Origin of the sequence: Hydrogenophaga sp. (assembly GCF_051858985.1) — a bacterium.
Taxonomy (GTDB): Bacteria; Pseudomonadota; Gammaproteobacteria; order Burkholderiales; family Burkholderiaceae_C; genus Hydrogenophaga.
On record NZ_JBHYGM010000001.1, the window covers coordinates 180,565 to 192,721 of the forward strand.

General features: G+C 66.3%; 10 protein-coding genes. 5 read left to right on the forward strand and 5 right to left on the reverse strand.

Annotated features, from left to right (window positions below):
- Positions 1–32: 32 nt before the first annotated feature.
- Positions 33–929, reverse strand: a complete 897-nt coding sequence (locus ACTIEY_RS00850; RefSeq protein WP_439518250.1) for a polyprenyl synthetase family protein — start codon at positions 927–929, stop codon at positions 33–35.
- 5 nt (positions 930–934) lie between these two features.
- A complete protein-coding gene (locus ACTIEY_RS00855; protein WP_439517253.1) occupies positions 935–1,192 on the reverse strand; it encodes an exodeoxyribonuclease VII small subunit in 258 nt (85 codons plus the stop codon).
- A gap of 217 nt (positions 1,193–1,409) precedes the next feature.
- Between ACTIEY_RS00855 and ACTIEY_RS00860 the strand changes: the two genes are divergently transcribed.
- Genes ACTIEY_RS00860 through ACTIEY_RS00875 form a run of 4 tightly spaced genes read left to right on the forward strand, consistent with a single transcriptional unit; the run spans position 1,410 to position 7,039 of the window.
- The gene (locus ACTIEY_RS00860) at positions 1,410–2,615 is read left to right on the forward strand and encodes an aromatic ring-hydroxylating oxygenase subunit alpha (RefSeq protein ID WP_439517254.1); all 1,206 of its coding nucleotides are present in this window, start codon (positions 1,410–1,412) and stop codon (positions 2,613–2,615) included.
- A 55-nt stretch (positions 2,616–2,670) separates the two neighbouring features.
- Positions 2,671–3,561, forward strand: a complete 891-nt coding sequence (locus ACTIEY_RS00865; RefSeq protein WP_439517255.1) for a DMT family transporter — start codon at positions 2,671–2,673, stop codon at positions 3,559–3,561.
- Positions 3,562–3,588: 27 nt separating this feature from the next.
- Positions 3,589–4,446 carry a sulfurtransferase gene (locus ACTIEY_RS00870; protein ID WP_439517256.1) on the forward strand — a complete coding sequence of 286 codons (858 nt, stop codon included), beginning with the start codon at positions 3,589–3,591 and terminating at the stop codon, positions 4,444–4,446.
- A gap of 22 nt (positions 4,447–4,468) precedes the next feature.
- Complete coding sequence (locus ACTIEY_RS00875; RefSeq protein WP_439517257.1) at positions 4,469–7,039, forward strand: PAS domain-containing sensor histidine kinase; 2,571 nt, start codon at positions 4,469–4,471, stop codon at positions 7,037–7,039.
- Here ACTIEY_RS00875 and ACTIEY_RS00880 read toward each other — a convergent pair.
- The 3 genes from ACTIEY_RS00880 to polA form a co-directional block, all read right to left on the reverse strand.
- On the reverse strand, positions 7,031–7,846 hold the full coding sequence (locus tag ACTIEY_RS00880; protein ID WP_439517258.1) for a ZIP family metal transporter: 816 nt from the start codon (positions 7,844–7,846) through the stop codon (positions 7,031–7,033). The two genes, ACTIEY_RS00875 and ACTIEY_RS00880, sit on opposite strands and share 9 nt — an antisense overlap.
- Before the next feature lie 69 nt (positions 7,847–7,915).
- Positions 7,916–8,815, reverse strand: coding sequence for a dienelactone hydrolase family protein (locus ACTIEY_RS00885; RefSeq protein WP_439517259.1), 900 nt, complete (start codon positions 8,813–8,815; stop codon positions 7,916–7,918).
- A 69-nt stretch (positions 8,816–8,884) separates the two neighbouring features.
- Complete coding sequence (polA, locus tag ACTIEY_RS00890) at positions 8,885–11,698, reverse strand: DNA polymerase I (RefSeq protein WP_439517260.1); 2,814 nt, start codon at positions 11,696–11,698, stop codon at positions 8,885–8,887.
- Between the two features lie 115 nt (positions 11,699–11,813).
- Here polA and ACTIEY_RS00895 point away from each other — a divergent pair, with 115 nt between their 5' ends.
- Positions 11,814–12,146 carry a DUF2782 domain-containing protein gene (locus tag ACTIEY_RS00895; RefSeq protein WP_439517261.1) on the forward strand — a complete coding sequence of 111 codons (333 nt, stop codon included), beginning with the start codon at positions 11,814–11,816 and terminating at the stop codon, positions 12,144–12,146.
- The last annotated feature ends 11 nt before the right edge of the window (positions 12,147–12,157 follow it).

Here is a 12,157-nt window from a genome sequence, read left to right on the forward strand (position 1 = left end):
CGGGTCATGTCGTGGGGGCCTTGAGCAAGGACTCAGTATGCACGCCGACCCACCCAGTCGGCCAGCGCATGCAGGATGGCCGTGTCGTCCAGTCGGCTCTCGTCCAGGGCGGCGTGGGCCTGGTCCAGCAGGCGTTCGGCATAAGCCTGCGCCTGAGTCAGTCCCATCAGGGAAACGAAGGTGGGCTTGTCGGCTGCGGCATCCTTGCCGGCGGTCTTGCCCAGGGTGGCCGAATCGGCGGTCACATCGAGCACATCGTCCACCACCTGAAAAGCCAGACCCAGGGCCGCACCATAGCGTCCTAGTTGCTCAAGGGCTTGTGCGGGAACGCTCCCGGTGGCCGCGCCCATGGTGACGCTGGCCTTGAGCAATGCGCCCGTCTTCTGCCGGTGCATCGCCTCAAGGGCGGGCTGGTCCAGTGCCAGACCGACGCTGGCCAGGTCAATGGCCTGTCCACCCGCCATGCCGGAGGCGCCGGCGGCCTGGGCCAGCAGCCGGCAGAGCAAAGCGGCCATCTCGCTCGACACGCTGCCATCGCCCGGCACGAGCAGTTCGAAGGCCAGCGCCTGCAGGGCGTCGCCCGCCAGAAGGGCCTGGGCTTCGCCATAACGCACATGCACCGTGGGTTTTCCCCGGCGCAGCACGTCGTTGTCCATGCACGGCATGTCGTCGTGCACCAGCGAGTAGGCGTGAATCAGTTCGACCGCGCAGGACGCACGCAAGGCCGCACCGTGCGAGCCGCCCACCGCTTCGCTGGTGGCCAGCACCAGCAGCGGGCGCAGCCGTTTGCCGCCGTCCAGCACCGCGTAGCGCATGGCCTCACCCAGGCCAGCGGGCGCATCGGCAGGCACCCAGGTGGACAGGGCCTGCTCGACCTCGTCCTGCTTCGCCTGCCGCCAGGCTGCGAAATCCGTCGGATCGCTCAGCACGGCGTTCAAGCGGCGTCCCAGGGTTTGAGCTCGCCGCCCTCGAGCACCTTGATCTGGTTCTCCACCGCATCCAGGCGGGCACGGCAGAAGGCCAGCAGCTCGGCGCCACGCTGGTAGTGCGTGAGGAGTTGTTCCAGCGGCAACTGACCAGCGTCCAGTTGTGAAACCAGTTGTTCGAGTTCTGCCAGCGCCGCCTCGTAACTGGTGGGGGCATTGGCAGGCGCCGCAGCGCGGGCGGAACTGGTGGCGGGGCGTGTGGTCATAGGTGGGGTGTTCGTGGGCCGCCGGGGGGCCGACCGACATTCTATGCACAGCACGCCGTATTGACCCCCGGGGTACAATCCGGCCTCTTTTTTTCCAAACTGACGGGCCCCACAGCCCGGAGGGACGCACCACTCCACCCATCCCGCGCGAATTCGTCTGACGAGCACAGCGCTTACCCTGCCCCTTCATAGGGGGAGTCTCTAGGTCAGGACCCTGATGTCTGATTTAAGTCTTCAACTGCAGCAGGCCGCAAGCCAACTTCCGGTTTCCAGCTACTTCAGCGAGGCGCTGTTCCAGCGCGAAAAGGAAACGCTCTTCCAGCGCGGGCCCCGGTACGTGGGGCACCAACTCTCGGTCCCCAACGTGGGGGACTACCACACCCTGCCGCAGGAACGCGGAGGACGGGCCCTCGTGCACACGGCCAAGGGCATCGAGCTCGTCTCCAACGTGTGCCGGCACCGCCAGGCCATGATGCTGCACGGGAAGGGCAACCTCAACGACACCCGCAACGGCAGTGCCGGGGGCAACATCGTGTGCCCGCTCCACCGCTGGACCTACAGCGGCGTGCACGGCGAGCGCGCCGGGCAGTTGCTGGGTGCGCCGCACTTCGAGCAGGACCCCTGCCTGAACCTCAACCACTACCCGCTGCGCGAATGGAACGGGTTGCTGTTCGAGGACAACGGCCGTGACGTGGCGGCGGACCTGGCGAACATGGGGCCGCGCGCGGCGCTCGACTTCGAAGGCATGGTGCTCGACCACGTGGAGCTGCACGAGTGCAACTACAACTGGAAAACCTTCATCGAGGTGTACCTGGAGGACTACCACGTGGCGCCGTTCCACCCGGGTCTTGGCGGTTTTGTCACCTGCGAGGACCTGCGCTGGGAGTTCACGCCCGAGTACTCCGTGCAGACCGTGGGTGCGGCCAACCTGCTGGGCAAGGCGGGGAGCCCGGTGTACCAGCGCTGGCACGAGCAACTCATGAACTACCGCCAGGGCGCCATGCCCGAGCACGGCGCGATCTGGCTCACCTACTACCCTCACATCATGGTGGAGTGGTATCCGCACGTGCTGACGGTCTCCACGCTGCATCCGGTGAGCGTGGACAAGACGCTGAACATGGTGGAGTTCTACTACCCCGAAGAAATCGCTGCCTTCGAGCGCGAGTTCGTGGAGTCGCAACGCGCGGCTTACATGGAAACCTGCGTGGAAGACGACGAGATCGCCGAACGCATGGACGCCGGCCGCAAGGCCCTGCTCTCGCGCGGCGACAACGAGGTGGGCCCTTACCAGAGCCCGATGGAAGACGGCATGCAGCACTTCCACGAGTGGTACAGGAGGAGCATGAGCCGCCCTGCGCCGCCTTCGGCGTCACTCCCCCAGGAGGGCGTCACCTGCGGCCTGGCGGAGCCAGTTCCGCGGTGACTCTCGCTTGCTGCTGCCCTCCTGCGGCGCTGGTTCCAGAAAAGGGGCATTGAGCATGCAGGCCTTGTGGATCGTGCTGGCCTCGCTGCTGTTTGCCTCCATGGCGGTGTGCATCAAGTACGCCTCCGCCTACTTCAATGCCTTCGAGATCGTGTTCTATCGCGGCCTGCTGGGCATGCTGGTGCTCATGGCGATCGCCCGCGTGCAGGGCACCTCGCTGCGCACCAGCGTGCCTGCCATGCACGCCTGGCGCGGCGTGGTGGGCGTGATCTCGCTCACCACGTGGTTCTACGCGATTGCCCACCTGCCGCTTCCCACGGCCATGACCCTGAACTACATGAGCAGCGTGTGGATCGCCACGTTCCTGCTCGGAGGCGCACTCCTGCTGCAGGGTCGCAACGTGCCCATGCGCCAGCAAGGTCCCTTGTTTCTGACGGTGATCGCCGGCTTCGCTGGCGTGGCCATGTTGCTGAGGCCGTCGCTCAATCCGGATCAGGTGGTCGGCGCCTTCGTGGGCTTGCTCTCCGGTGTGTTTGCCGCGCTCGCCTACCTTCAGGTGGCCGCCCTGTCGCGAGCGGGCGAGTCGGAAAGCCGCACGGTCTTCTATTTTTCGCTCTGTGCAACCCTGGTGGGCGGACTGGGCATGCTGTTCTCCGGTGCCAGTGCTTGGCAATGGCCCTCGGCGCTCTGGCTCCTGCCCACCGGCCTGCTGGCGGTGTTCGGCCAGCTCTGCCTCACCCGCGCCTACTCACGGGGCTCGACCATGGTGGCGGCCAGCCTGCACTACACCGGCATCGTGTTTGCCGCGCTCTACAGCCTGCTCCTGTTCGGCGAGCAAATTCCGCTCATGGGCTGGCTCGGCATGGCGCTCATCGTCATCAGCGGTGTCGCGGCGACCGCGCTGCGCACACGCGCCGTGCCCAACGCCCCCGCCGAAGAGCACTGAAACGCGGCTCTGCCGCACAATTCACGGATGTACACCACCCTGATCACGCCGGCCGAACTCCAGCAACTGATGGGCAGCGGCACGCCGGTGCGCCTGCTGGACGCCAGTTTCGAGCTGATGAAGCCCGATGCAGGCGCCGCCCAGTTCGATGCTGAACACCTGCCCGGTTCGACCTACGTCCACCTGGACCACCACCTGAGCGACAAGACCGGCGCCGATCGCGCCAGCGGCGGGCGTCATCCGCTGCCCTCGCGCGAGACCTTTGCGCAAAGGCTGGGTGAGCTGGGTGTAGCCAACGATGTGCAGGTGGTGGTGATCGACCGGCAGGGTGCCAACTACGCGGGGCGGCTTTGGTGGATGCTGAAGTGGTGCGGACACGAGGCGGTAGCGGTGCTCGACGGTGGCCTGCCAGCCTGGAAGGCCCAGGGTGGCGCGCTCGCCAGCGGGCCGGCGCAGGCCGCCACCCCGGCCCGGTTCGAACTTCGCCCTCCCCTGGCCCATCTCGCCACCACGGACGAGATCGCGGGTTCGCTCGGGCGGCCCGGACTCACGCTCATCGATGCCCGCGCCGCAGCACGGTTCCGCGGCGAAACCGAGCCGCTGGATCCGGTGGCGGGGCACATTCCCGGCGCGCTGAACCGGCCGTTTGTGCAGAGTGTGATGGCGGACGGTCGCTTCAAACCGGCGGCCGAGCTGCGGGCCGAATTCGAGCAGTTGCTCGGTGCTCGTGATCCGGCCAGCGTCGTGCATCACTGCGGCAGCGGCGTGAGCGCCCTTCCCAATCTGCTGGCCATGGAGATCGCGGGCCTGGGGCGCACCCGGCTCTACGCAGGCAGCTGGAGCGAATGGTGCAACACGCCGGGCATGCCCGTAGCGCAGGGCTGAACGCCCGAGGATCCACGCCCTCATGACCCGACCCTCTCAGAACCAGGAACCGGCGGCGGTGCCCGTCCTGGCAGGAGGACCGCGAAAGCGCGTGCTGGCACTGCTGTCGCTGGTGATCGGCGTTGCCGCGTTTTTGGTGCTGGTGCTCGACCTGTTGGTGGCCAGTCCTGGTCAGCACGAAGCATGGAACGCGGGCGCGATGATGGTCGTGGCCGCCGTGGCATGGTGGCTGGTGCGCACGGACCGTGAGCACTACGTGGCGCACCTGATCGTTTTTGGAACCTTGTTGATCGCGATCAATTCGGTGCTCACCTACGGCTCCGTGCGAACCGCTGTGGGCTTCCTGTTCGTGGCCGCCGTCGCCGGGGCTGGCACGTTCCTGGGTCGCACGGCGCTGGTGCTCACGGTGCTGGCCAGCGTCGGATCACTGGGTGTGCTCACGCTGGCCGAATACAACGGCTGGCTCCCTGCGACCCCGTATTTTCAAGTGGGCATTCGTGTGTGGATCACCCACTCGGCCACGCTGGTGGTGGTGGCGGTGATGGTCTACCACAGCAGGCGGCAATTGCGCGATTCATTCGCCCGCCAGACCGATGAGCTGGAGCGTCGCAAGAAAACCGAGCAGGAACGCGACCGCAATCTGGAGCGTTTCGCACGCATCTTCCGCACCAATCCCAGCCCCATGGTGGCGCAGTCCGCCCGCTCGGGGGTGATCCTGGATGTGAACCCTGCGTTCGAGCGCTGCTACGGCTACCAGCGCTCGCAGGTGCTGGGTCGACAGGACGGTTTTCTCTGGGCGTCGCAGGAAGAGCGCGAATCGTTCATGACCTTCCTGTTTAGCCGGCGTCGGGCCGAACAGTACGCGGCGCACGGTCTTCGCGCCGACGGCAGCGTGTTCGACGCACTCATCTCCAGCGAGATGGGCGATGACCCCGAAGACAAGCTGATCATCACCACCATTTCCGACGCGAGCGCGCAAAACGAAATGCTGGAACGGCTTCGCCGCTCCGAGGAGCGGTTCGCCAAGGCCTTCAACTTCAGCCCGTTGAACATGACCATCACGCGGCTGTCCGATGGATCTTTCGTCGAGGTGAACCGGGCCGAAGACCGCGCCCAGGGCCTGGCGCCCGAAGACCTCAAGGGCAAGACGTCGGTGGAGATCGGCGCGTGGCTCACACCCGAGCACCGCGAGGCTTTTGTGGCGCGCCTGCTGCGCGACGGCCGCGTCGACGCCTACGAAACCAGGATGCGCCACAAGGACGGCCATCTGGTGGACACGCGCCTGTGGGCCGAACTCGTGGAAATGGATGGCGAGCGCTGCATCCTGTCCTGCACGGTCAACATCACCGAGGAAAAGCAGCGAGAAAACCTGCTGCTCAATGTGGCCAGGGGCGTCGCCGCCGAAACGGGCGAAGCTTTCTTCGGTGCGCTCACGCGCCACCTGGAGGAAACCGTCGGCGCCGACATGGTGGTGATTGGTGAATGCCGTGAGGACGGACGGGTGCGCACCCTGGCCATCCAGCAAAACGGCCGCGCCGCGTCCAACTTCAGTTTCAACCCGCAAGGTACGCCTTGCGGACAGACGCTGCGGCAGCAGGACATGCTGGTCTGCGTGAACGATCTGGCCGAGCAGTTCCCACAGGCCACCAGCCTGATTGCCTCCGGTTGCCAGGCCTACCTGGGCAAGGCGCTGCGCGATGCCGACGGCACGCCCATCGGCGTGATCTTTGCGCTGTGGGGCCGTCAGGTGGAGATCGGTGCGGACACGCAGGCGCTGATCGCCATCTTTGCCAGCCGCGCCAACGCCGAACTGGTGCGACTGCGGCGCGACCGCGAGATCCAGCAGTTCAGTGAAACGCTGGAGCAGCGCGTGCGAGAACGCACGGCGGACCTTCAGAACCTCAATGCCGAACTCGACTCCTTTGCCTATTCCGTCTCGCACGATTTGAAGTCTCCGCTGCGCGCGATCGACGGCTTCACGCGACTGCTGGACGAAGCGGTGGGCGAGCGCTTGAGCAAGGACGAACGAGAGCTGCTGGACCGCGTGCTGCATTCCACCAACCGGATGAGTTCGCTCATCAATGACCTGCTGGCCCTGGCGCGGGTGAGCCAAGGCCGCCTGGAGCGCCAGACCGTGGACCTGAGCGCGCTGGCCAGCCAGGTGCTGCTGCAGGAAAGGCAGAAACACCCGGAGCGCCTGATCGAATACCGCGTGGAGCCAGACTTGAAAGCGCATTGCGACCCGCGGCTGGCACGCATCGCACTGGAGAACCTGTTTGCCAATGCGTTCAAGTACACGCGCCGGCGGGAACAGACCTTGATCGAGTGGGGCCGCCTGCCAGCGCAGGACGCGCAACCAGGCCATTTCTTTGTGCGCGACAACGGCGTGGGTTTCGACATGGCCTATGCCGACAAACTTTTCAAGCCCTTCCAGCGCCTGCACATGCCCAGCGAATTTGAAGGCACCGGCATCGGCCTGGCCACCGTGCGCCGCATCATCGAACGGCACGGCGGCACGATACACGGAGAAGGCACCCCCGGCGAAGGCGCCCTCTTCACCTTCACCCTGGGCGATCCACCCGCGTCAGTGTGAGTGGGCCAGGCCGCTGACCAGCGTGACCAGACCGATGCCCGCCAGCAACCACAAGATCTGCGCCACCGTGGCGCTCAGGCCCACGCGCTTCTGCAGTTGCGGAATCAGGTCGGCCAACGCCACATAGACGAAGCTGCTGGACGCGGCGACCAGGAAGTACGGCAGGTAGTCTTCCAGCCGCGTGAGCAGGAAGTAGCCCACGATACCGCCCAGCGCCGTCACCGTGCCGGCGAGCGACACCTTGACCAGCGCGGCCCGCCGGGTGGGAGAGGTCTGCCTCAGCACCACCAGGTCTCCCATGTGGTGAGGCACTTCGTGGGCCAGCACCGCCAGCGAGGCAATCACGCCCAGCCGCATGTCGGCCATGAAAGCCGAGGCGATCAGGATGCCATCACCGAAGGCATGCACGCTGTCTCCGGCCAGCACGGTCCAGCCGCCCGAGCGCGGCTCCGGGTGGTGATGGCCATGGTGATGGCCATGGTGGTGGTGCGCATGGTCATGATCGTGGTGGGCGCCCGCGTCCGGCTGATGGTGCTCGTGTCCGTGGTGCCAGAGCTCGGCCTTGTCCAGAAGGAAAAAGAACACCAGGCCACCCAGCAGCAGGGCAAAGAGTTCGTGCGCGCTGGCCTCGCTCTCGAACGCCTCGGGCAGCAGGTGCATGAAAGCCGTGGCCATCAGCGCGCCCGCTGCCATGCTGAGCATGTGCTGCGTGTAGCGGGCCATCATGGCGAAACCCAGCAGGGCAGCCAGCCAGACGCTGCCGACACCGGCGGCAATGGTTCCAAGGAGGATGGCGAGAAGGGTCATCACGCGCTCGATCAGCCACAAAAAAGGGCCGCGATCTGCGGCCCCGGAGGTCAATGGTGCAGGCGGCTTTCAGGCCACGCCATGCTGCTTGAACCACGCCACCGCCCGTTTCCAGCCATCTTCGGCCGGTTCCTTGCGGAAGCTCGGGCGGTAGTCGGCATGAAAGGCGTGCGGCGCGTCGGGGTAGACCACGAAGGTCGACGCTTTGGCGGCCGGACTTCCGGTTGCCAGAGCGACCTTCATCTTATCAACCGTGTCAAGAGGGATGCCGGTGTCGGCTGCCCCATAGAGGCCCAGCACCGGGCCTTTCAGGCTGGCGGCCACATCCACCGGGTGCTTCGGGCTGAGCGGCGTCGCATCGCCCACCAGCCGGCCATACCAGGCCACGCCTGCCTTCACGGCCGGGTTGTGTGCGGCGTAGAGCCAGACCTGACGCCCGCCCCAGCAGAACCCGGTCACGCCCAGCTTGCTCACGTCGCCTCCGTTGGCCGCAGCCCACTTCACCGTGGCGTCCAGGTCGCCCAGCACCTGGGCATCCGGCACCTTGGAGACCACCTCGGCGATCAGCTTGGCGATCTCGCCATAGCTCTGGGCGTCACCCTGCCGCACGAACAGCTCGGGAGCGATGGCGAGGTACCCGGCCTTGGCGAAACGGCGGGTGGTGTCGGCGATGTATTCGTGCACGCCGAAGATCTCCGACAACACCAGCACCACCGGCAGGCCGGTCCTGCCGGCCGGTGCGGCGCGGTAGGCGGGCATCTTGAAACCGTTCACGTCGATCATGACCTCACCCACGGTCAGGCCGTCCGAAGGTGTCTTGATCGCCGTCTGCGCCATCAGCGGTGCGGCGGCGGCCGCGTAACCCACCCCGAGCGCGGCCTTCAGCGCGGTTCGGCGGGTGGCACCGAGTTCGGTGGACTGGCCAGGCAACAGGGCATCGAGGTCCTGGGCGTGTCGTTCGTCGAGCATGAGGCTGTCTCCTTCTGGGTGGGTGGTTGAGAGTTGGCTGACCCGGAGCGGCGCACGAAGTTCAAGCCCTCAATGGGCTTTGTCCCAGTTCGGGCCGACGCCCACTTCGGCCAGCAACGGGACCTTGAGGGCGGCCACGCCGGCCATGAGGTGCGGAATCTCGGTCCTGAGCCAGTCCACCTCGCCTTCGGGCACTTCGAACACCAGTTCGTCGTGCACCTGCATGATCATCCGGGTGCCCCGGCGTTGTTCGTCCAGCGCCTTCTGCACCGCCACCATGCTGAGCTTGATGAGGTCGGCGGCGGTGCCCTGCATGGGGGCGTTGATGGCGGCACGCTCGGCGCCGCTGCGACGCGGACCGTTGGGGCTGTTGATCTCGGGCAGGTACAGGCGCCTGCCGAACACCGTTTCCACGTAGCCGCGAGCCTTGGCGCTCTGGCGCGTTTCGTCCATGTAGCGCTTGACGCCTTCGAAGCGCTCGAAATAGCGCGTGATGTAGTTCTTGGCCGCCGTGTTGTCGATGGCCAGCGCCTTGGCCAGGCCAAAGGCGCTCATGCCGTAGATGAGGCCGAAGTTGATGACCTTGGCGTAGCGGCGCTGCTCACTGCTCACCTGCGCCGATTCAACGCCGAACACCTCGGCCGCCGTGGCGCGGTGCACGTCCAGCCCTTCGTGGAAAGCGCGCAGCAGGGCTTCATCCCCACTGATGTGCGCCATGATGCGCAGCTCGATCTGCGAGTAGTCGGCACTGGCGATCACATGGCCGGCGGGCGCCACGAACGCCTCGCGCACGCGACGGCCTTCGGGTGTGCGGATCGGGATGTTCTGCAGGTTCGGGTCGTTGCTGGAGAGTCGCCCGGTCACGGCCACGGCCTGCGCGTAGTGCGTGTGCACGCGCCCGGTGCGCGGCAGCGCGAGCTGGGCGAGCTTGTCGGTGTACGTGCCCTTTAGCTTGGACAGGCCCCGGTGTTCGAGGATCTTGGCGGGCAAAGGGTAATCCTCGGCGAGCTTTTCCAGCACCTCTTCGTCGGTGCTGCGCGCGCCAGTCGCGGTCTTCTTGATCACCGGGAGGCCCAGTTTGTCGAAGAAGATCTCGCCCAGTTGCTTGGGACTGGCCAGGTTGAAAGGCTGTCCGGCGATGGCGTACGCCTCCTGTTCCAGCGCCACGATGCGCTGGCCGAGTTCGTGGCTCTGCGCGGCCAGCGTGGGCGCGTCGATCAGCACGCCGTTGCGCTCGATGCGGTAGAGCGCCTCGCTGCTCGCCATCTCCAGCTCGTAGACGAACTTCAGCTTCTCGTCGGCCTCCAGCTTCGGCCACAGCGCCAGGTGCACGTCCAGCGTCTGGTCGCTGTCCTCGCAGGAATACTCGGCCGCCTTGGCCACGTCGACCTGGGCAAAGGGAATCTGGTGCGCGCCTTTACCGCACAGGTCCTCGTAGTTGATGCCTTGCCGTCCCAGGTGTCGCTCGGCCAGGCTGGCCAGGCCATGTGGCTTGTGCACCTCCAGCACGTAGCTCTGCAGCATGGTGTCGTGCGCGTATCCCTGCACCTCGATGCCGTGGTTGGCAAACACGTGGCGGTCGTACTTCACGTGCTGCCCGAGCTTCTTGCGGCTGCCGTCCTCCAGCCAGGGTTTGAGGCGCGCCAGCACGTCGTCGAACGGCAATTGAGCCGGCGCATCGGGACCGCTGTGGCGAAGCGGGATGTAGGCGGCCTCGCCCGGCGTCACGCTGAAGCTGATGCCCACGATCTCGGCGCGCATTTCGTCCAGCGAGGTCGTCTCGGTGTCGATGGCGACCAGGTCTGCAGCCTGCACCCTGGCGAGCCAGTCGTCGAACAGGCCCCAGTCAAGAATGGTGTCGTACTTCAGGTTGGTGGCCTGCGTGGTGCCGCTCAGGTCCGGCTCGTCAAACAGCCCCGGGGCGGTATTGCCCGATCGCGACTTGTGCTCCTCGATCAGTTCGGGGTGCACATCGTGCTGCTCGAGCGCCTTCACGAGACCCTTGAAACCGTAATTTTCGCTGAAGGTCTTGAGCGCCTCGGTGTCCTGTCCGCCGATGGTGATGGCCTCCAGCGAGGGCAGTCCCTCGATGTGGTCCTTCAGATCGCAGTCCGTCTTGATGGTGAGCAACTCACGGCCCCTGGGCAGCCATTCGAGTGCATTGCGCAAGTTCTCGCCCGCCACACCCTTGATCTCGCCAGCGCGCGCCACCAGCGCCTCGAGCGAGCCATACTCCAGCAGCCATTTCACCGCCGTCTTCGGCCCCACCTTGGGCACGCCGGGCACGTTGTCCACCTGGTCGCCCACCAGGGTCTGGTAGTCCAGCATCAGGCTGGGCGGCACGCCAAACTCCGCCGTCACACCGGCCACGTCCCGGCGCCGGTCGTTCATGGTGTCGATCACCGTGATGTGTTCGTTGACCAGCTGGCTCAAATCCTTGTCGCCGCTGGAGATGATGCAGGTGATGCCCTGCTGCGACGCGATATGGGCCAGCGTACCGATCACGTCGTCCGCCTCCACGCCCGGCACGTCCAGCACCTTCCAGCCCAGCAACTTCACCACTTCGTGGATCGGGCCGATCTGCGAGCGCAAATCGTCGGGCATGGGTGAGCGGTTGGCCTTGTACTCAGGGTAGAGCGCGTCCCGGAAAGTCGGCCCCTTGGCGTCGAAGACGCAGGCAGCGTAGTCTGCGCGCACGTCCTTGCGCAGCTTCTGCATCATGTTGACCATGCCCCGGATGGCCCCGGTGGCGGGGCTGGAGGGGTCGCCCGGCACGGCCCGCAGGTCGGGCATGGCGTGGAACGCGCGGTAGAGGTAGCTGGAACCGTCGACCAGCAGCAGCGTGGGCGCGGGGTTCGGGGAGGGGGTCTGGGCGTCGGACATGGGGCGATTGTGGCGGAGATCGTGCCGCATCCAGCCCGCCGCCGGCTGCGTATCCAGTGGTAACCGGCTTCGCCCCTGTCGCGGCGCTGCCGGCCTGCCTTGCCTACAATGCCGCATGACCCCGAACCTCCGCCGCTCCCTCGCCGCACTCGCCCTCGGCGGTTGTGCCACCCTGACTGCACTGGCCCAGGTCGCCCCCGTGGCGCCCACGGAGTCGCCTCGAGAACCCGGATCGCCGCGAGACCGGATCGAACGCATCACGCACGAGGACAGCCTGACCCGGATCGACGAGTTGCGCGTGGGCGGGCAGACGCAGAGCATCGACGTGCAGCCCAAGAATGGCGCGCCGGCCTACCAGATCCAGCCCGAGGGGGCCGGATCCACCGACTCAAGTGGCAAGCGCACCGGCAACGCCGGGCGCAGCAGCTGGCGCGTGCTGAACTTCTGATCGCCTGCGAC